This window comes from Streptomyces sp. NPDC020898, assembly GCF_044333925.1.
Lineage (GTDB): Bacteria > Actinomycetota > Actinomycetes > Streptomycetales > Streptomycetaceae > Streptomyces.
This window is the reverse complement of sequence record NZ_JBIRRV010000011.1, coordinates 167,315-189,319: the sequence shown is the minus strand read 5'-3', so window position 1 is coordinate 189,319 and position 22,005 is coordinate 167,315. Positions and strand designations below refer to the sequence as shown.

Sequence of the window (22,005 nt, the reverse complement as noted above, 5' to 3'; positions counted from 1 at the left end):
GGCTGGGTACATATGAACGGAGTGTGATTCCAATGAACAAGCGGGACACGGTCAAAGCCGCACTGCTCGAGATCGTGAACGAGGTGGCCGGGCCGGTCGAGCAGCTGGACGAGGACCAACTGCTCGTCGATCAGCTCGGTCTTGAGTCGCTGCACCTGGCGCGGCTCGTCGCCGTACTGGAGATGGAACTGGACACCGACCCGTTCTCCGACGACGTTCCCATCACCAGTGTGCGCACGGTCGGTGACCTGCTGCAGGCGTACGACCCGGTCGTGCTGCCCCGACTCGGTGCCGGCGAGCCGTCATGACGCAGCGCGCCCCGGGCGGGGAACCGATCGCGATCGTCGGCATGGCCGCCCGTTTCCCCGGAGCCGCGGACCTGGACCGGTTCTGGGACGCGATCCTGGCCGGACGCGAGGCGATACGCGACCTCGGTGACGAGGAGTTACTGCGCGGTGGGGTGAACCCGGAGTGGCTGACGAACCCTGATTACGTGAAGGCGACCGCGTCGATGGACGACGTCGACCTGTTCGACGCGGCCTTCTTCGACATCTCCGGCCGCGAGGCCGCTGTGACGGACCCTCAGCAGCGGATCTTCCTGGAGACGTGCTGGCACGCTCTCGAGAACGCGGGCCTGCGCACCGCGGCCGGGACGGGGACCTCGGTCGGTGTGTTCGCCGGCAGCGGCGGTGTTCTCACCAGCTACCTCCCCCAGGTGTTGAACAGCGTCGGGACGCTGGAAGATCCCACGGCTTCACTCGAACAGCTCGGGACCGACAAGGACTTCCTCGCCACGCGGGTGTCGTACAAGCTCAATCTGACCGGGCCCAGTCTGACGGTGCAGACGGCGTGCTCCACTTCGCTGGTCGCGGTGCACCTCGCCGTCCAGAGCCTGTTGCGCGGCGAGTGTGACGCGGCACTGGCCGGCGGCGTGAACATCCGGCTCCCCCAGGCCGCCGGGTACTGGCACCGCCGGGGCGGCATCCTGTCGCCGGACGGCCGGTGCCGCCCCTTCGATGTCGGCTCGCAGGGAACGATCTTCGGCAGCGGCGTGGGCGCCGTCGTCCTCAAGCCCCTCGCCGACGCGCTGCGCGACGGTGACACCGTCTACGCCACCATCCTCGGAACCGCGATCAACAACGACGGCGGCGGCAAGTCGAGCTACGGCGCCGCGAGCCTGCCGGGCCAGCTGGCCGCGATGCGTCAGGCGCTCCACGTCTCCGGCGTCGATCCCGCCACGATCGGCTACATCGAGGCGCACGGCACCGGGGTACCGCTCGGCGACCCCACCGAGATCGGCGCGCTGAAGCAGGTCTTCGGACAGGACGCGCCCTGCGCCATCGGCTCGGTGAAGGCGTTGATCGGGCACATGGAGGCGGCATCGGGCATAGCGGGCCTGATCAAGGCCGCACTGTCCCTGTACCGGGGGCAGATCCCGCCCAGCCCGTACTTCACGGAGCCGAATCCCCGGCTGAAGCTGGACGACACAGGCCTGTTCGTCAACCCGGCGCCGCTGCCCCTGCCCGGGACTCCCCGCCGGGCAGCGGTCAACTCCCTCGGCATCGGCGGCACCAACGCCTTCGCCGTGCTCGAACAGGCGCCGGAACGCACGCGGGCGGGCCGGCGTCCGGGGCACGACCTCATCACGATCAGCGCCAGGAGCGCGGACGCGCTGCGGGAACTCGCGGACCGGTGGGCGAACCGCCTGCGCGAGCCGGACGCGGCCCTGACAGACCTGGCCTATACGAGTCAGGTCGGTCGCCGCGCGCTGCGTCACCGGCTCAGCGTCGTCGCGGACACCGAGCACACGGCAGCCGAGCGCATCGAGTCGTGGCTGCGCGACGGAACCGGGCCGGCGGACACGGGTGAATCCGGGCGCGCCAATCCGAGGGTCGGGTTCCTCTTCCCCGGTCAGAGCTCCGAGTACGCCGGCATGGCGGTCGACCTCCACCGAGAGCATCCGACCTTCCGCGCGGCACTGGACCGCCACGCGGACACCTTCCGCCGCCTCACCGGCGTCGGCCCTCTCGACGTGTTCGCCGACCCCGCGGCCCAGACGCGGGCCGAGCTGCTCCAGCCTGCGGTCTTCCTCCTGCAGGTCACGCTGGCGGAGTTCTGGGCCGCGTGCGGAGTACGGCCGGACGCGGTGGTCGGTCACAGCCTCGGCGAGTACGCGGCCGCCTGCGTGGCCGGCGTGTTCGGCGTCGAAGAGGGACTCGAACTGGTCTGCGCGCGCGGCCGCGCCTTCGCGGCTGTTCCCGGCAGCGGCCGGATGGTCGCCGTCGGCTGCACCGACGTGGCCGAGCTGGAACGGCTGGTCGAGGCCAAGGGCGGTTCGGCGGCAGTCGCCGCGTACAACGCGCCGGAACGGATCACGGTCTCCGGCTCGGACACCGAGATGAGCGAGCTGGAAGCGGAATTCCGACAGCGGGGCTGGCCAACGATCCCTCTGGAAACGACGCACGCCTTCCACTCACCGTTGGTCGCCCCGGCCGTCCCCGCACTCGTCCAGGCCGCGAGCCGGATCACCCACCGGCAGCCCGTCGTGCCGATGGCGCTGAACCTCACCGGCACCTGGGCGGGCCGTGCCGAGCTCGGTGCGGAGTACTGGGGACGGCAGCTCACCTCACCGGTCAGGTTCGCGCCCGGCATCGGCGAACTGCTCGGCGGGGGATGCACGGTTTTCCTCGAAGTGGGCCCAGGCCGGACCCTCACGACCTCAGGGCGCGTCCAATCCGACGACGGTGCCGTCTGGTTGCCCGGCCTCGCCCCCAGGACCCCGGACCCGGTCACCGTGCTCACCCACCTGGCACGCCTGGACAGGGCGGGGATACCGGTCGACTGGGCGGCGTACTACGCCCCGTTGAAGGCGGGCAAGACTTCCGCTCCGCTCTATCCCTTCGCCCGGACCCGGCACTGGACCGCACCGGCGCTACCCCATGCCGCCGCGGCGTCCTCCGGCGCCGAGCTGTCCGCTCAACCGGCCGGGAATCTGCCCGAACTGAGCCGGCTGGCGCTGCCGCAGTCCACGCAGCGGCGTTACGAGACCACGGTGGCCGCGACGGCTCCGCGGGCGCTCGCCGATCACGAGATTTCCGGCCGCCTCGTCGTGCCGGGGGCCTACCACACTGCCTGCCTGGTGGAGGCTGTGGCCGGCGACGACTCCGCTGTGGTCATCGAGGATCTGGTCTTCCCGCGAGCGCTGGAGGTCGACAAGGCGCAACGCCGACTCCACCTTGTGCTCACCCCGGCCGGGAACCACCGGTTCGTCGCCCAGTCGCTCAGCCTGACCAACGCGGACGACCCGCTGGCCGACGAATCCTGGCAGGTGCACGCGGAGGGGCGGATCCAACGGACTGACGCCCTCGCACAACCAACGGATCCGGCGGCCCACCTCGCCGGCCGGCCGGTTTCCTCGGCTGAGCTCTACCCGCTGTTCGAGGCGGCGGGCTTCCGGTTCGGTCCGGCGTTCCAGTGGATCGAAGAGCTGCGTCTGGACGGTGAGGACAGCTCCGGCGACCTCGGCTTCGCGGCGGACTCGCCGCGAGAGCGGACCATGGCACTGCTTGACTCCTGCGTTCAGCTGGCGATCGCGGCACGGATCGTCCGCGCGGCCCCCGAGGACGGCGTGCTGTTGCCGTTCCGGATCGAGCGGGCCGTGTTCCACCCCTCCGACCACGCTGTGGCATCAGGTGTCGCGCTCGTCCGGCACCGCGAGGCCGATGCCTCTGGAGCACTGGCCGACGTCTCACTGACCGACCGCGAAGGCAACCCGCTGGTCGAGCTCATCGGCCTCCAGCTGAGAGCGGTCTCCTTCCGTTCGCCCGAGGCCGCGGTCTACGCCGACACCTGGGAGTTGGTCGAGGCGACCGGTGACACGTCGCCCACGACCGGCACGTGGATCGTGCTCGCCGACCGTCAGGGGCACTGGCGTCCCGCGGTCACAGCACTGGAGGCAAGCGGCAGCCGGTGTGTGATCGCCGAGGTGGGCACGACCTTCGCCCGCCTCGACGATCATCGATTCGCGCTGGATCCCACCGACGCGGATCACCTGGTCCGGCTGTTCCGCGAGAACGGGCCGGCGAGCGTGCTGCACTGCCTCGGCCTGGACGCCCAGAACACCCGCACCGCCTGCGGCAGCGTGCCCGCGCTCGTGCAGGCCACCGAGCGCACGGACTGGACGCCCGATTCCGTGGTGCTGCTGACCCGCGGTGCGGTGGCCGTACGCGAGCCCGCCGAGGTCGGCGACCCCTACGGGTCGATGCTGTGGGGCCTTGGCCGGAGTGCGGCACTGGAAACACCTCAGCTAAATGTGCGGCTGCTCGACGTGGACCCACGGGACGTCACCGGCGCGCTGAGCGTCCCGTCCGCATGGCCCGGCGCTGAAGCCGCGATCCGCAACGGGCTGCTCTACCGGCCCACGCTGCACCGCGAGTCGGGGCTGCCGACACGTCCTGGCCGACTGAGCGGCCACGGGTGCTACCTGATCACCGGGGGGACCGGAGCGCTCGGTCTGCGTACCGCGGCGTGGCTGGGCAGACGCGGGGTGCGGCACGTCGTACTCGCGTCACGACGTGCCGACGAGGCACGGGTCGAGGAGCAGGTCCGCGACCTGGAAAAGTCCGGGCTGAAGGTCACCCTGGCCGGCCTGGACGTCACGGACGAGGCCGCGGTCAACCGGCTGGTCGAGCGGGCGCAGCGGGAGTGGGGCGGCCTCAAGGGCGTCGTCCACGCGGCCGGTGTACTCGATGACGCGGTGCTGTCGCAGCTGAACTGGGACCGCTTCCAGTCGGTCCTGGACCCGAAGGTCGCCGGTGGTTGGCACCTGCACCGCGCCACCCTGGATCTCGACCTTGAGCACTTCATCCTGTTCTCCTCCACGGCCGCCCTGCTCGGGGCCCCGGGGCAGGCCCATTACGCGGCCGCCAACGCCTTCCTCGACGGGCTCGCCCACTACCGGCGCGGGTTGGGACTCCCCGCCCTCAGTGTCGGCTGGGGGCCATGGGAGGCGGGCATGGTGGCACAACTGAGCGAACGGCTCCAGGCCCGGCTCCTGGAGGGTGGGTTCACCCCACTGGAAACCGCTCCGGCATTCGCCGCGCTCGACCGGCTCCTGGCCGGGCCCGGTGCTCAGTACGGGGTCTTCTCCATGGACTGGTCCCGCTACCTGGACCGGTTCCCCACCGGGCGCGCGGTCGCCATGGGTGAGGGAACGCCTGCCGGGGACGGGGCGGAGGCGGTCAGGCGGCTGCGGCGGGACTGGCTCGGCGCCACGCCGGAACGTCGTCGCGAGCTGGTGCTCGCCTACCTGCGCGCCATGCTGGCCACGCGACTAGGCGTGGCCGAGGCCGCCATCGACGAGGACCTCTCGCTCCACGAAGCTGGGCTCGACTCGCTGGTGGCGGTCGAAGTACGCGGCCAGATCTTCCGCGACCTGGACGTCGACCTGCCGCTCACCGGTCTCCTCCAAGGCAAGGCCCTGCGACTGCTCGTCGATGAGCTGTCGGAGCGCCTGCTGCTCGACGCCCCGGCCCAACCCACCGCGTCCACGGCGGCGCCGACCGCCGTGGAGCCCTTCTCACCGGAGGAGGCCGAACGCCTCCTGGCCAACCTCGACTCGCTGACTGAGGACCAGATCCAGGCGCTGCTGCCCTGGCTGGCCGACCAGGACGGAACCTCATGACCTCCGACGACTTTCCAAAAGACGACCCTCAGCAATGGGCGATACGGAAGAAGCTGGAGGCGGCACTCCGGGCACGTGCCGGCCAGGCGCGGACCGAGCACCCGCTCTCGTACGCCCAGCGCCCGCTTCTGTTGCTGCATCGGATGAACCCGGACAGCGCGTCCTACAACGTCGGGTTCACCGCCCGGTTCACCGGCGGATTCGACTCCGCCGCGTTCCGCAGCGCGGTGTCGTCGCTCGTCGGACGGCACGCGGCCCTGCGTACGACCTTCCACGGCACCGACGGCCAGACAGTGCACGGGTGGCTCGAACCCGACTTCGCCGAAATGGACGCGAGCCAGTGGGACGAGCAGCGGATCGAGGACGCGGTGCGCCGCGCCTATCGCGAGCCGTTCGCCTTCTCGACCGGGCCGCTGGTCCGCGTACGGACGTATGCGGTGGCGCCGGGAGAGGCTGTGGTGCTGCTGGCCGTGCACCATGTGGTGTGCGACTTCTGGTCGCTCAGTGTCGTCGTGGCGGAGCTCGAACAGCTCTACCTCGCGGAGACCGAACGGCGTCCGTCGCGGCTGCCCGGACGCAACATCCCCTACAGCGACTTCGTCGCCCACCAGCGGGAGCTGATCCAGGGGGAGAAGGGCAGCGAGGCTCGCGCCTACTGGCACGCTCAGCTCTCCGGCCGACTTGAGCCGGCCGAATGGCCCCGCTTCGAACCCGACCCGGGTGCCGACGGGGGCGGATCGATCCTGTTCCCCATCTCCGCGGAGCTCGCCGACCGCGTGTTCGCGCTGGCCAAGGAGGAAGGGGTCACTCCTTACGCCGTGTTGCTGACTGCCTTTCAGGTCCTGGTCAGTCGCTACACCGGTCGGCGTGACGTCCTGGTGGGGTCCCCCTTCGCCGGCCGGACCAGTCCGACGATGGCCGAGTGCGTCGGAAACTTCGTCAACCCCGTCGTCCTGCGCGCCGATCTGAGCGACGCGGTGTCGTTCCGGGAGCAGCTGGGGCGGACTCGCCGTACCGTCATCGAGGCGCTGGAGCACCAGGACTACCCGTTCGAGCTGCTGGTCGGCGAGCTGGCGCCGCGCCGGGTGGACGACCGTAACCCGATCTTCCAGGCGATGTTCAGCTACCAGAAACCCAGCCGGTACCCGGCACTGGCGGGCCTGTACGTGGCTGACGACGCCGCGGCGCCGGCCGACTGGGCGGGGCTGACCGCGGTGCCGTTCCGCCTGGACCAGCAGGACGACCAACTTGAGCTCGTACTCGAGGTCGTGCACGACGGCGACCGGCTTGTCGGGCTGCTCAAGTACCGCAAGTCCGTCTTCTCGGCCCAGGCGGCTCGTCAGGTGACCGGGAACTATCTGGCGCTGCTGCGGGCCGCGCTCGCGGACCCCGGTCGTGGTGTGGCGGAGCTGCCGATGGCGTCCGAAGTCACCCCCGGCATCAGCCGGCGCACCGCCGCGGTGCGCGAGTCCGTCGGCGCGACTCCGCGGAGCGGCACCGCTCTGCGGGGTATCGAGCAGCGCATCACGGCCGTCTGGCGGCAGGTGCTGGGGCGCGAGGGTGTGGGGCCGGATGACAACTTCTTCGATCTCGGTGGCAACTCGATGCTGCTGATGCAGGTGCACGAGATGCTCGCCGACGAAGCCGCGGATACGCCGCTGAAGGTCAACGAGATGTTCCGCTATCCGACGGTGTCCGGTCTGGCCCGGCGCCTCGGCCAGACCGGACACGGGGCCGGTACGGACCCTGGCCGGGGCCGGGCGTCCAACAGACGGGCCCAGTTGGCGGGCGGAACGGCCCGCAGCGCTCGCCTGCGCGCGCGGGAGCGTCATGTCCAGGACACCGATGGGGGCAACGATGTCTGACGGTGGCATGGCCGATCCGACGGCTCGGCAGAATGACGTGGCCGTGATCGGCATGTGCGGCCGGTTCCCCGGCGCCGGGGATCTGGCTCAGTTCTGGAACCGGCTGCGTGCCGGGGACGACCTGCTGACCACCTTCACGGACGCCGAACTCGCGGCTGCCGGGGCGCCGGAGCAGGTGCTGCGTGATCCCGCCTATGTCAAACGGGCCGCGGTCCTGCCGGACGCGTTCGACTTCGACCACGAGTTCTTCGGCTTCACCAAGCGCGAGGCGAAACTGCTCGATCCGCAGCAACGCATCCTGCTTGAGGTCGCGTGGGAGCTGCTGGAGACAATCGGCTACTCGGGTGGAGCGGATGCTCAGGCCATCGGCGTGTTTGCCGGTGCGTCGATGAACACGTACCTGACGAATGTCGTGGCTCGTTCCTGTGACCCGCTGGGCTACGCCGGCACCGAGCTGATGATCGCCAACGACAAGGACTACCTGACCACCAGGATCTCGTACAAGCTGGATCTCAACGGGCCGAGCATCAACGTGCAGACCGCCTGTTCGACGTCGCTGGTCGCTGTGCATCTGGCCGTGCAGAGCCTGCTCACAGGTGAGTGCGACATCGCCCTGGCGGGCGGGGTGTCGGTCATCGCCAACAGCTATCCGGGCTACGTCTTCAGCGAGGGGATGATCCTCTCCCCGGACGGGCGGTGCCGGCCGTTCGACGCCGACGGAGCAGGGACGACCTTCGGTGACGGGGTGGGGCTTGTCGCCCTGAAGCGGCTGGCCGAGGCCATCGAGGACGGCGATCAGATCCTCGCGGTGGTGAAGGGATCGGCGATCAACAACGACGGCTCCGACAAGATCGGATACACCGCTCCGAGCATCGGCGGGCAACGGGCCGTGATCACCGAGGCGCAGGCGGTGGCGGAGGTGGACGCCGACACCATCACGTACGTCGAGGCGCACGGCACCGCCACGGTGCTGGGCGACCCCATCGAGTTCGCCGCGCTGAGCGAGGCCTTCGCCGACGGCGGGGCCCGGCCGGGCCAGTGCGCCCTGGGCTCGGTCAAGGCGAATGTCGGGCACCTCGCCGCCGCGGCGGGAATCGCCGGCTTCATCAAGGCGGTACTGGCGCTGCGGCACCGGGAGATCCCGGGTCACCCGGCATTCGACCGGCCCAACCCCCAGATCGATCTGGTGGGCAGCCCGTTCCACATCAACACCCTGCCGATGGCCTGGCCCTCGGGCGAGACCCCCCGCCGGGCCGGAGTGAGTTCGTTCGGTATCGGCGGCACGAACGCTCATGTCGTCCTGGAGGAAGCACTCCCACTCCCCGGCCGGCCGGCGACGACGGGCGGCCCGCAGACGCTTGCGGTGAGTGCCCCGAGCGACTTGGCGCTGCGCGAGCTGGCCGGTCGACTGGCCGATGTACTGGAGGGACCGGAGGCACCCGAGCTCATCGACGTGGCGTTCACACTGCGGCAGGGCCGACGCAGCCATGCACATCGTTGCGCCGTCACTGCGGCGGACCGCGCCACCGCCGCGGCCGGATTGCGCGCGCTCGCCGAGGGCGAGAGCGCGGGCGGGCGGGTGGCGGAGACCACCCCGGGCGTGTCGTTCCTCTTCGGCGACGTCCCGGCCGAGGAGTTCCGTGCGTTGTTCGCGCAGTTGCCCGCGGTCGCCGACATCAGGGAGCGGTCTTCCGGGGGTGCCGGGGGCGCCGTCCCAAGTGCGGACGACCCGTCGGCGGCTCTGGCTCTGGTGACCGCGAGCCAGGTGCTCGCGACGCTGTGGACGGAGTCCGGCGTCCGGCCGACGGCGGTCGGAGGGGCTGGAGTGGGAGAACTCCTCGCGGCCTGTTACGCCGGCGTCCTCGAACCGTCCGAGGCACTGGCACTGCTGTCCTGGCGAGCAGGACTGACCGACCACGCCCCCGAGGTGCGCCCGAGAGTTCCGGACATTCCCCTTCTGTCGGCCGTCGTGGGCGGTGAACTGCCGCAGGAACGGGTGCTCGACCCGCTGCACTGGACCCGGGACGTCTGGGAGGGCGACCGGCTGGCCGAGGCGTTCACCGGCCGCGCGGCGGACGGTGCGGCCGTGGTGGCTGTCGGCAACCCCCCCGTACTCCCGGCAGGCTCCGGCCTCGACGACGAACAGGCCCTGCCGCCCGTGGCCAGGCTTCTGACCGCCGCGGCACGACTGTGGACCGCAGGCGTGCCGGTGAACTGGTCCGGCTGGTACGGCGGACAGCGGCACCGCGTCCCCCTGCCGGTGCACCCGCTGCAGCGCACCTTCCTCCGTCTCGAACCGCCACCCGCATCCGGCCACAAGGAGCCGAGCCGTAGTCAGAACCCGGCCGAGTGGCTGTACACGCCGTCATGGCAGCGCCTCGGCCCGGGACCGGGCGTGCCCGCGGAAAGCACGTTGCCCGCCGGCCCATGGCTGCTGTTCGGGGACTCCGGTGGGGTCGGCGACTCGCTCGCAGGCTCCCTGCGCGAACGAGGCGCCGCCGTGGTCGTAGTACGTCAGGGTGGTGCTTTCCGCCGAGTCGACGCCGCTTCCTTCGTCGTCGATCCCACGGATTCCGGCGACTACGAGAAGTTGTTCGACGCGCTCGCGGTGGATGGGCTGACCCCCGAGCGGGTCGTGCATCTCTGGTCTCTCGACATCGCTCCGGGGCACCTCACGACCGACAGTCTGGACCAGGCCTGCGACCTCGGGCTGTTCTCCGTTCTCGACGTCGCCAGGCGGCTCGCCCGTGGTCCGGGCCACGAATGCGCGCACATCGGGGTGGTGGTCCGCGACGTGCACGACATCACGGGCGGTGAAACCCTCGCGCCCGCCGCCGCGATGACCGAAGCCGCGCTGAACCGTATGTCCCAGGAATTCGCCGGGCTCCGTTGTCGAGGCATCGACATCGGCGGGATCCCCCTCACACCGGAAACCCTCCTCGCGGAGATCGTCGGCCCGACCGGGTCCCCGGTCGCGTTTCGGCACGGGCACCGTTGGACGCGGCATCTCGTTCCCGCAGCGGCCGGCCCCGGCCCGTCGGTCCCGACCAGTCGGCTGCGCCCCGGCGGTGTGTACCTCATCACCGGCGGTCTCGGGCAGATGGGTCTGGCCCTCGCCGGCCACCTGGCCCGCGTCGCCGGGGCCAAGCTGGTGCTCACCGGGCAGTCCCCGCTGCCACGACCCGACGCGTCCGACCGGTGGATCGCCGAGCACGGAGCAGCCGATCCGGTCAGCCGGAAGATCGAGGCCGTCCGCGGCGTCGAACGCCTCGGCGCCACCGTCATGGCGGCGGCCGTCGACGTCACCGACGCGGGGGCGATGCGGGAGTTGGTCGGCACCGCCCGTCAGCGGTTCGGCCGGATCGACGGATGGTTCCACTGCGCCGACTCGCCACACGACCAGGGCGACCGCGGGGTCGACCCCACCGACCGGGCGGCCTGGCGGCAGGCCCTCGCCCCGAGGGTCCGCGGAGCGCTGGTGCTGGCCGAGATCTTCGCCGACACGCCCGTCGATTTCGGCGTCACGATGGGCTCCCTCACCTCGGTGCCGGGCGGCGGCGACCCGTGGCAGGCGGCGGCCGACCGCTTCCTCCATGCCCAGGCATCGGGCATGGACGGAGTGATCAACATCGACTGGGACGGCTCCCTGCCACCAGGGCAGCGTGCCAACGTCCTTGACCTTGTTCTGCGTTCCGACATGCCGTCCCTGCTCTCGGTCTCCACGACCGACCCGAACCGCCGCGTCCAGCAGCCGTCGGCCCTCACGGAGCCGGCGCGCCCCGCCCTCGCCTCCCCCAGGCCCAGGCAGCAGCTGAGTGGCGACGAGCTGAAGGCGGCGCTGGCGAATCTGTGGTCCGAAGTACTGCGGACCGAGATCAATCGGTACGACTTGAGCATTTTCGACGTGGGTGGCGACGAGTTGCTCGCGGTCAGGCTCGCCCGGCGCATCGAGGAAGAGCTCAGCCTGCCGCTGACGGCAGTCGAACTCCTCGCGAACCCGACGATCGACCGCCTCGCGGCAAGCCTGGCCGCGGGACGAACGGCAGCGCCGTCCCGCCGCCGCGTCGGCCGCCGAAGGGAAACAGCCTGATGTTCGACCACGAGGAGAGCACAGTGGAACCCCTGCTCCAGGAACTCGCCACCGTCGTCGGCGACTATTTCGACATCCAGCCCGAACAGTTGGACCCCAACCTCGCGCTCACGGAACTCGGGGACTCGATGTCGCTGCTCGGCATGTTGCAGCGCCTGGAGGACCGCTACAGCTGCAAAGTGCCGCTCCGGCAGCTTTTCGGTGACGTCCAGACCCTGCCCGACCTCGCCGGGTACCTTCTCGCGCACGCACCGGTGGAGAAGCTGCCGGGAGCGCGGACGGTACCGCCCTCGCCTGCTGTTGTGTCCACCACCGATGCCATGGCCGCCGTAGGTTCCGTGGCTGCCACAGCCGCCGTGGCTGACACGGCGCCGGTACCGGCACTCTCGCCGGCGGCGCCGATCGACAGCGCGCCAGCAGTCGCAGCATCATCGACCGCGTTGCCGATGCCAGGTGGTGCCTCGGTGCCGGGCGTCTCGACGGCCGTGCAGGACCTGATCAAGGAACAGCTCCTGGTCATGCAGCGCCAGCTCCAGCTGCTGGCGGGCAACGGGCCGACCGCCACGGCCCCCACGGCCGGCCCGGCCACCGGGCCCGCGTCCGAAGCCGGCGTGTCGGCGCCCGTGGCGCTCTCCCCTGAGCGGCCGGCACCGGCGAGGTCGGTGGTGCCGCTCGCACCCGGCGCACGGAGCAGCGCGATCGGCCCCGTGGAGACGCCGGAACGCGCCCGCTACCTGAAGGAGCTCGCCGACCGTCTCAGCGCCCGGACCAAGGGCTCCAAGGAATTCGCCCAACGGTTCCGGACGATGGTCGCCGACAGCCGGTCCACTGTCGGCTTTCGCCCCTCGACCAAGGAGATGCTGTACCCGATCGTCGCCGAGCGCGGGCAGGGCTCACGGCTGTGGGACATCGACGGGAACGAGTACGTCGACCTCACCCTGGGATACGGCGTCCACCTCCTCGGCCACAATCCACCCGTCGTCATGTCGGCCGTCCGCGAGCGGCTGGACGTCGGTTTCAGCCTCGGGCCGCGCACCCAGCTGGTCGAGGAAGTCGCCGCCGGAATACTCGAACTCACCGGCATGGAGCGCGTCGCCTTCCTCAACAGCGGCACGGAAGCGGTCATGACAGCGGTCCGGCTCGCACGGGCGGCGACCGGCCGCGACAAGATCGTGGTCTTTTCCACCGCGTACCACGGCCACTTCGACAGCGTGCTCGCCGTGCCCTCCCATGAGAACGGCGTGTTCGGCACCCGACCACTCGCACCGGGCGTCTCGCCGCATGCCGTGGAGAACGTGTACGTGCTCGAGTTCGGCTCCGACGACGCTCTCGACTTCATCAACAGGCACGGAGCGGACCTCGCCGCGGTTCTGACCGAGCCGGTGACGCTGCGCACTCCTGGCGTGCAGAAGCCCGATTTCCTGCGCGCGGTCCGGGAGATCACCAGGAGGCACGGTACGAAGCTCATCTTCGACGAGATGGTCACGGGTTTCCGTTGTCATCCGGCGGGCGTCCAGGGGCTGTACGGCATCGAGGCCGACCTCGCAACCTACGGCAAGATCGTCGGAGGCGGCATGCCGCTAGGCGTGATCGCCGGACGCGGTGGGGTCATGGACTCGATCGACGGCGGCGTCTGGAACTTCGGCGACGACTCGGGCCCGAGGGTGGAATCCACCTTCTTCGGCGGCACGTTCAACCAACATCCGCTGACCATGGCGACGGCCAAGGCGGTCCTCGAACACCTCCGCGCAGAGGGACCGGACCTGCAACGGAACCTCGACCGCACGACCGCGACGTTCGCGGACCAGCTGAACGCCGACTTCCGCGAGCTCGACGTGCCGATCGAAGTCCACAGGTTCTCCTCGCTCTTCAAGTTCGAGCACCAGGCGAACATGGACCCGTTCTACTTCAACCTGCTCGACCGTGGCGTGTTCGTCTGGGAGCTGCGCAACTTCTTCCTGTCCACCGCGCACGAGCAGGCCGACCTCGACCACATCCGTACCGCGGTGCGTGAATCGGTCGAGGAGCTGCGGGCCCACGGCCTACTCGGCAGCAGCCGTACGAATCCGGCCGGCCCCGTGCCTCATGCGGCAGCGCCACGCAGTACCCGCGCGCAGCGGCAGCTGCGGGCCCTCGACCAGGGCGCCGTGCCCGCCTTCGAGATGTCCGTCGGGTTCTGGCTCGACGGCCCGCTCGACCGCGACGCACTGCGCACCGCCGTGCGGGACCTGGTCGCCCGCCACGAGACGCTGCGGACCACGTTCGGTTCGGACGGTGACACGCTGGTCGTCCGTCCCGCGTCGGCGACACCTCCGCGCGAGGTGCTGACCGAGCACACCTGCGGGGACGAGGACGAACTCAGGCGCTTCCAGCGGAGCTGGGCCGAACGGCCGCTCGACCCGGTCGACGGGGAGGTGTTCCGCGCCGCTGTGGTGGAGGTCGGCCCGCAACGGCATCTGCTGTTGGTGACGGTGCATCACGCGATCGTGGACGGCTGGTCCTACAGCGTTCTGCTCAGCGACCTCGCCGCGATGTACAACGCCAGGTGCCGTGGCACGAGCCCCCAACTGCCGCCGGCCACGCAGTTCCGGGACTACCTCACCTGGCACCGGCGGGTCGCCGCCGGCCCCACCGCCGTCGAGCACCGCGACTTCTGGCGGTCCCTCCTGAAGGACGTTCCGGCGCTGGAACTGCCGTCGTCGGGGCAGCCGAGCGCGTTCCCTTACCGCGCGGTACGGCACAGCCTTCTCCTCGACCCCGAGTTCTGCGGTGAGATGCGCGCTGCCGCCCGCAACGAGGGCGTCACGGTCTTCGCCTACCTGGTGGCGGCCTGGGGGGCCTTGCTGCAGCGGCTGACGGGACAGGACGACGTCCTGGTGCCGGTCGCGGCCGCCCGGCGTCCGCCGGAGCTGGACCAGGTGGTCGGATACTGCTCGAACCTGCTGCCGCTGCGCCTGCGCCGGCCGGCGGACATGCTCGTCGGGGACTACGTGGCCGAGGTGCTCACGCAACTGGTCACCGGACTCGAGCACCAGGACTACCCGTTCGCGGACCTGATCACGGACTTCTCCCCGCCCGGGGCGGGTCTGCGCAGCGACTTGTTCACCACGTCGATGTCGTTCTACCGCCAGGTCGTGGTGCCCCCCATGGACGGGCTCACGGTCTCGGAAGCCGACCCGCTGCCGATCACCCACACCGGCAATCCCCTGGCACTGAACATCGTGGACGGCACGGACGGATTCCGGTGCGAGTTCGAGGCCGCAGGCGACCTCGTCGACTCCGACCTCGTCGAGCGCCTCCCGCAGTACTACCGGAACCTGCTCAGCGCCATGGTCGCCAACAGCGAGCGGCCGGTGGACGAACTCGACCACGAAGGCCAGGAAGCCGTGAACGCGAGCTAGGTACGAAGACAGGTATCTGCCTCCCGTGAGGCAGATACCTGAGCTTCCCCGCCGGTACGTGGCCGGAATCCCTACTCCGGATGCTTCCTCTCCTGCTGCCGACGGTTCTGCCGGCGCCGCGCGGCTGTGGCGTTGCGCGCACGAGGGCTTGTGGACTGTCCGTCGAAGGAACGACGTTCCACTTCTGGTTGGAGAGTTTCAGCGAGTGCGGTGATCGTCGGGTAGGTGAAGAAGGAAGTCAGCGGGACGTCGATACCGTGCCGGTCACGCAGTTCCTGGCGTATCCGCACCACGAGCAGTGATGTGGTGCCGGCGTCGAAGATGTTCTCCGTGACGCTGACGCGGGACACGTCCAGCACTTCGCTCCAGATCTCGTGCAGAAGATTCTGAACGGGTCCGCTGGGCAGGACTTGGTCCGTGCTGGAGACCTGTTGCCGGGCGAGGGCCTTCAAGGCGTTCCGGTCGGTCTTCCCGTTCGGGGTCAGCGGCAGTGCCGGCAAGGTCAGTACCCGGTTCGGCACCATGTACTCGGGCAGGCTCTGACGCAGAAACGCCCGCGCGCTGTGCTTCAGCACCCGCAGCAGAGCGCCCTGCCTGGGGTCGTTGCTGACGGGCCCGTCGACCGTCGGCCGCTCGTGGAGGAAGTCTCCGCCCCACTGGCCGCGGCGAGTGAAGACCGTCCGAATGCGTCCTTGTTCCGGGAGGCGAGGGGACCAGGCATGGTGAGTCTCCCAGCCGTGCCGGGCCGCAGCCTCGTCGAGTTCCTCCGGCGAACACGTGGAGTGGGGCGCCTCGTCACCCGCCACGAGCTGCGCGAAGCGGGCGACGCGGGTGTTCGGGATGCCGTCGACGACGACCGCGACCGAGCTCGACGTGTCGAGCAGCCCGTCCAGGCCTGCGAAGTCGGATACCTCCTCCCAGCCGCGGTACTCGCAGGGCTGCGGCTGTTCCGGTACCTCCCCGCCGACCTTCAGGAGGACGTCGTAGCGGAAGCGCGTCATTTCGTTGTCGAACCCGGAGGCCTTGAGCGAGACCTGAATTCCGGTCACCGCCGGAAGCGCGTCCTGCAGTTCCGCGAAATAGCCGGGGTCGATGAGGAGTTCGTCTTCTTCCAGTGCGTGCCGTGCGGCGAGGGCGCGCAGTTCCTCGGCGCCTATCCGGTCGTCCGTTTGCAGCACGCCGGCGTGGAACGCCTCTGCCAGCTTCAGGCTCCGCAGGTCGCCGACGAAGATGTGACCGCCGGGAACAACGATCTTGCTCGCTTCGGTCAGGACCTCCGTGAGGTAGTCCCGGCCGGGGAAATACTGGGCTACGGAGTTGATCACCACGCAGTCGAAGAGCTCTCCGCCGGCCACGTCCCCGATCTCCGTGGCAGCGGCCGTGGCCAGCCGCACCTGGTCGGCGAGCCCCCTTCGGGCAACCGCGTCCCGCACATGACCGATGGCTTCCGTGGAGAAGTCGATCCCCAGACAGCGGTCGGCCGCAGGGGCCAGGCGCAGCAGCAGCAATCCGGTGCCGCAGCCGATCTCCGCGAAGGTGCGGGCGCCCGTTTCGGTGATTCGGTCGACGGTCCGCGTCACCCAGTCCCGCATGTCCGTTTGCGGTAGTGGCTGCTTCGAGTAACTGCTCTGCCAGCCCTTCAGGTTGAAGTCGTCTTCGGCGGCGGGTTCGCCTTCGGCATAGGTGGTCTCCCAGATGGTGCACCAGTCCTCTGTGGTGCCATCGGCTCGCTCCGCCACGCTCTCCGGCGTCACGAAGGTGACCATCTGCTCCTCCCCTGCGGAGGTCGTTACGGCCAGCGTGCAGCCGTCGCGGACGCCGGGGCAGGCTCGGGCCGCGGCATCGACTTCCCCGGGTTCCACGCGGTGCCCACGGATCTTCACCTGGTCGTCGAGACGTCCGAGGTACTCAAGGTTCCCGTCGGACCGCCACCTGACAAGGTCTCCCGTGCGGTAAACGGGCAGCCCTTCGACGTCGACGAACCGCTGCGCGGTCAGTTCGGGGCGGCCGAGGTAGCCCAGTGCCAGCCCCGCACCGCCGATGCACAGCTCTCCAGGTACCCCCATGGGCGCCTGGCGGCCGCCGGCGTCGAGGACGAACAGGCGGGTGTTCGCAATGGGTCGCCCGATTCCGGTGACGGTGTCGGACCGCCCCAGCACCGCACGCGTCGACCATATGGTCGTTTCCGTCGGCCCGTAGAGGTTGTGCACTTCGGGCCCCATCGCTGTCAGCGCTCGGGCGAGCGAGTGCGGCAGGTGCTCTCCGCCGCTCCATATCTGCCGTAGCGCGGGCGGCGTGACGCGCTGGGACGAGGCGTAGAGCTTCCAGGTCGCCGGGGTGGCCTGTACCACCGTGATCTCCTCGTCGGAGAGCAGCTTGTGCAGGCGTTCCGGGTCGCCCCCGACACCTGGAGGCCCGATCACCAGCGTCCCGCCGGCGAGCAGTGGGAGCCAGAGTTCCAGTCCTGCGATGTCGAAGGACAGGGAGGTCAGTGCGAGCAACCGGTCTCGCGTGCCGAACCCGGACTCGGACACGAAGTCGTCCAGAAGGTTCCCGAGGCTCTTGTGGTTGACCATCACGCCCTTGGGGCGGCCGGTCGAGCCAGAGGTGTAGATCACGTAAGCCACGTCGTCGCCGCACGGCACGCAGGTCGGCTGTTCGGCCGGGAGCGGGAAGGCGGGCCAGTCCAGCAGCAGCACTTCGGTTCCCGGGGGCACGGGGATGCGGTCGGCGAGGTCGCGCATGCTCAGCAGCACCTTGATGCCGGCGTCCTGCGTCATGTGCTCCAGCCGGGCGCCCGGGTACGCCGGGTCGAGTGGTACGTAGGCTCCTCCCGCGGCCCAGACGCCGAGCAGGCCCGCCGGCAGGTCGCGGCCGCGGGGAAGAGCCACACCGACCAGATCGCCCGGCCGCAGCCCACGTGCCGTCAGCGCCGCACCGATCGCCTCCGCTCGTTCGACGAGCTCCGCGTAGGTGTAGGTGCCGTCGGACGCCTTCACCGCGACGGCGTCCGGTCGGCTGTGCGCAGTCGCGAACAGCCTGACGGGGAGCGCGCGAGCGTCGACCGGACGCGTGGGGCCCGTGCCCAGTGTGGCGAGTACGGCCCGCTCCTCCGCGTCCGCCAGGTCGATGTTCTCGACGAGGACGTCCGGGTTGACGGCGACGACCTCCCACAGCCGCCGCAGGTGCCGGACGAACCGCTCCGCCGTGTCCTGGTCGAAGAGATCGGTCGAATACTGGAGTCGGCAGTCGAGACCGTCGCTGAACGGAGTGACGTCGAGTACCAGGTCGAACTGTGAGGTTCCCGTCTGGTTGTCGATCAGTTCCAGTTCGGCGTCCGGCAGTTCCGTCTGACGGACGGAGCCGTCCTGGAATGCCACCATCACCTGGACCAGCGGGTTGTGGGACAGGCTGCGCTCGGGCGCGATGCCGTCGACGACTTCCTCGAAGGGGACGTTCCGCGACTCGACGCTCCGGTACACGTCACGTACACGCTCGATGTACGCGGCGAACGTTGGATCGCCGGTCATGTCCGTCGGGATCACGAGGGTGTTGGCAAAGGAACCGATCAGCTCTTCGGTGTCGACCGACGAACGGTTGTCCACCGGGGTTGCCACCAGCAGCCGTGACTGCCGCGACCACAGACCCAGTACTGCCGAGAACGAGGCCAGAACCGTCGTCCGGAGGGTCGCGCCGTGCTCTCGTGCCGCCTTCTCCAGCTCGCGAACCAGCGAGGGCGGGACGCGCCAGGACGAGGACGCCCCCGCGAAGGTCTGCACGGCCGGCCGAGGGCGGTCGGCCGGCAGATCGACCACCGTCGGGAAGCCCGTGAGCTCGCTTACCTGCGCGGCCCGTCGTTCCATGGCCTCCGGCGTGTTCGCCCACTCGCGCTGCCGTCTCGCGAAGTCGACGTAACGGGTGGGCGGCAACTCGGGCAGGTCAGGGACATCGCCTGCCCTGTCCTTTCGGTAGAGCTCGGCGACCTCGCGCAGAAAAATGTCCAGAGACCGGGGGTCGGCCACGACGTGATGCAGCACGAACACCAGAACTCTGGTGCCACTGCTGCCCTGCACCAGGCCTACCCGCACCAAGGGAGCGTCGGTCAGGTCGAACGGTTGGCGGGCGAGTTCTTCCGCTTTGGCGAAGACCGACGGTTCGTCGGACGCGTCGAGCTTCTGCACGGTGATGCGTGCCTCGTCCAGCACCTCCTGGACAAGGGCGTCCTCCAGGATGCCGAAGCGAGTCCGCAGGACCTCATGCCGTTCGATCACGCCGTTGACCGCATGCTCGAGAGTGGGTACGTCCAGTTCGCCGCGTACGACGAACCGCGCGCACAGGTTGTTCCGGGAGGTCCCGGGCAGCAGCTGTTCGGTGAACCAGAGCCGCTGCTGCGACAGCGAGGCCGGGTTTGCACTTGCGTCGAACGTCATCGGCTGACCTGCTTTCCCGACAGTTCCGCCGGGTCGATCCCGGGGCAATGCTCCAGCAGTGACGGATGCAGACAGGGGGTCCGCTCGAAAGTCCGCGGTGCCATGTCGATCCGGAGCGCATGATCACGCTCGGCGTAGGCCTGCCAGTCGATCCGCACACCACGTTCCCAAAGGGCTCCGACCGCCTGGAGCAGCGAACGTCGGCTGTCCGAGGCTTCTCCGTCGGACACCAGGGCCAGGGCAGCGTCTTCACGGAGCTGGGCCGTCCTCAGCAGACTCGTCCCGCCGTTCAGCTGGAGGTACACCGCCTCGGGGTGCTCGGACACCACCGAGCGCAAGGCCTCGTCGAACGGGGCGTGCTCACGCAGTTGCGCTCCCCAGTACCCGGGATCACAGGCCTCCTCGCTGGTCAGCCATGTCCCGGTGACGCAGGAAACCGTCGGCGTCGTGGGAGAGTTCAGCCGCACGTCGCGCATCCGACGGGTGAAGCGGACGGCGGCTTCGGCGCGTTCCGCAATATCTGACATGGTCTGGCTGCGCCAGCACACCGCCCGCGCCGCGTCCTCGAACGAGAGGACACCGCTCAGCTGGGCAGCGGTCAGCTCGCCGACGCCGTGTCCCACCAGCAGGTCCGGTCCGACTCCCAGGTCGCTGAGGAATGCGTGCTGTCCGACGCCGAGCAGGTGCAGCACCGGTTGAGAGACGTGCGTCACGGTCGGATACCTGCCGTGGAGGAACGCATCGCGCACGGCCGCGAACGTCTGGGGAGGCAGTACCTGTTCCATGGCGGCGAGGCCGTCGTCCACGGTCGATCGGAAGACCGGCTCGGCCTCGTAGAGAGCGAGCGCCGCATCCGACGCGCCGGCCTCCTCGCCGGGGAGCATGAAGACGAGTGTCGGCGTCCCTTCGGGAGCCGTATGGAACTGCACCGGCTGCGGCCACCTCACGCTGGTCGAGGTGTCGTCGACCGGGATCAGCGCGGCCGCGCGTGTGGTGAGTTCCGGGCGACCGGTGCGCCACGTGTGGCCGATGTCCTGTCGCGCCTCGGCCGATGCTCCGTCCACGGCCGCACGCACGGTGTCGACGGCTTCGGTGAGGCGTTCCGGGTCGTCCGCGGACAGCGGAAGCAGTTGCCAGGACCGCCCCTTGCGGGAGGCGAGCCGCAACTCCGGCTCGGCGTCGCCGATGATGACATGCGCGTTCGTCCCGCCCAGGCCGAACGAACTGACCGCCGCATAGCGGCTTTGGTCCGACCGTTGCCAGGCGGCCGTCTTGTCTGCCAGCTTGAACGGTGTGCCCCGCAGGTCGATGGGCGGGGCCCCCTCCACCAGGGGTGCGTTGGGAGGGATCTGGCCATGGCGTAGGGCCAGAAGGCAACCGATGATGCCTGCCGCGCCGGCCGCCGCGGTGAGGTTGCCGATATTCGCCTTGACAGAGTGGAGTCGGCACTCGCCGGTGCCGGAGCCGACGCCGGCTCCGCTGGATCGAAAGGCCTGGGTCGCGGCGTCAATCTCCAGCGCGTCCCCGATGCTCGTGCCTGCGCCGTGCCCCTCCAGCAGGCCGATGCTGGAGGAGTGCAACTCGGCGACGTCGAGGGCTTCTTCGATCAATTCGGTCTGACCGGCGACTCCTGGTGCCGTGAAGCCTGCGCGCTCTCGGCCGTCGTTGTTCACTGCGGTACCGGCGATGACTCCGAGGATCGGGTTGCCCGCGGCCAACGCCGCGTCCAACCGGCGTAGGAACAGGACGGCAACGCCATTGCCGTCCACCGTGCCGTCGGCTGACGCCATGTATGGCTCGCAGCGGCCTCGCCGTGAGTAAATGCCGCCCTCGATGAACGTATATCCCGCGTCCCGTACGTCCAGGGCGACGCCGCCCGCCAGTGCCGAGTCACACTCACCGGCGAGAATCGCCTGACAGGCGAGATGCACTGCCACACTTGAGGACGAGCAGGCGGTCAGGACCGTCATCGAGGGACCGGTGAGACCGTAGGTGTAGGAAACTCTGCTCGACATGTAGTCGGGATCGTTTCCAATGGCCAGACCGGCGAGATCCACATTGCTGTCGGCTGCGGCCGAGTAGTGTTCGATCTGCGCACCGTGGCCACTCGTCCGTGATCCGACGAACACTCCGACGCGATCCGGCAGCGAACCGATGAAGCATCCCGAGCTTTCCACTGCCCTATAACAAGCTTCCAACATGGCCCGATGCTGCGGGTCGGTCAGCTCCGCCTCGGACCGGCCGAATCCGAATGCCTTGAGATCGAACCCGAGGTAATCTTCCATGGAATAAGCAACGGGCACGTATGTCGGGTCCTTGTATCTGCGGCCCGGAATCCTACGTCGCACCAGTTCCGCATTGTCGATTTCACGCCGCCCGGAACGTCCCGTGCTCAGGAGTCGCCAGAAGTCCGTCGTGCTCCGCACACCGGCCGCACGAATCGACATTCCTATCACGGCAACACGATCAGACATTACCCTGCCCACCTCACCCATAGCGTCGACCAGGTCGCCCATGCGGACGACCAGGCGTCCGG

7 protein-coding genes are annotated in these 22,005 nt (G+C 69.6%); 5 read left to right on the top strand and 2 right to left on the bottom strand.

All coding sequences use genetic code 11. From position 1 onward, the window contains the following. Positions 1-32 precede the first annotated feature (32 nt). Genes ACH4TV_RS31000 through ACH4TV_RS30980 form a run of 5 tightly spaced genes read left to right on the top strand, consistent with a single transcriptional unit; the run spans position 33 to position 15,039 of the window. Positions 33-308, top strand: coding sequence for an acyl carrier protein (locus ACH4TV_RS31000; RefSeq protein WP_389138425.1), 276 nt, complete (start codon positions 33-35; stop codon positions 306-308). Continuing rightward, the gene (locus ACH4TV_RS30995; RefSeq protein ID WP_398403889.1) at positions 305-5,683 is read left to right on the top strand and encodes a type I polyketide synthase; all 5,379 of its coding nucleotides are present in this window, start codon (positions 305-307) and stop codon (positions 5,681-5,683) included. Before ACH4TV_RS31000 ends, ACH4TV_RS30995 begins: the two co-directional genes overlap by 4 nt. Continuing rightward, a complete protein-coding gene (locus ACH4TV_RS30990; protein ID WP_398403887.1) occupies positions 5,680-7,548 on the top strand; it encodes a condensation domain-containing protein in 1,869 nt (622 codons plus the stop codon). Before ACH4TV_RS30995 ends, ACH4TV_RS30990 begins: the two co-directional genes overlap by 4 nt. Then, the gene (locus ACH4TV_RS30985; protein WP_398403885.1) at positions 7,541-11,638 is read left to right on the top strand and encodes a beta-ketoacyl synthase N-terminal-like domain-containing protein; all 4,098 of its coding nucleotides are present in this window, start codon (positions 7,541-7,543) and stop codon (positions 11,636-11,638) included. Before ACH4TV_RS30990 ends, ACH4TV_RS30985 begins: the two co-directional genes overlap by 8 nt. Continuing rightward, entirely contained in the window at positions 11,638-15,039 is a 3,402-nt protein-coding gene (locus ACH4TV_RS30980; protein WP_398403883.1) for an aminotransferase class III-fold pyridoxal phosphate-dependent enzyme, read from the top strand. The genes ACH4TV_RS30985 and ACH4TV_RS30980 overlap by 1 nt, the downstream gene beginning before the upstream one ends. Positions 15,040-15,110: 71 nt before the next feature. On the opposite strand, the gene ACH4TV_RS30975 is transcribed toward ACH4TV_RS30980, so the two are convergent. Together ACH4TV_RS30975 and ACH4TV_RS30970 are read right to left on the bottom strand one after the other, a co-directional pair. Then, complete coding sequence (locus ACH4TV_RS30975; protein WP_398403881.1) at positions 15,111-19,469, bottom strand: amino acid adenylation domain-containing protein; 4,359 nt, start codon at positions 19,467-19,469, stop codon at positions 15,111-15,113. Beyond that, complete coding sequence (locus ACH4TV_RS30970) at positions 19,466-21,985, bottom strand: beta-ketoacyl synthase N-terminal-like domain-containing protein (RefSeq protein ID WP_398403879.1); 2,520 nt, start codon at positions 21,983-21,985, stop codon at positions 19,466-19,468. Before ACH4TV_RS30970 ends, ACH4TV_RS30975 begins: the two co-directional genes overlap by 4 nt. Positions 21,986-22,005 lie beyond the last annotated feature (20 nt).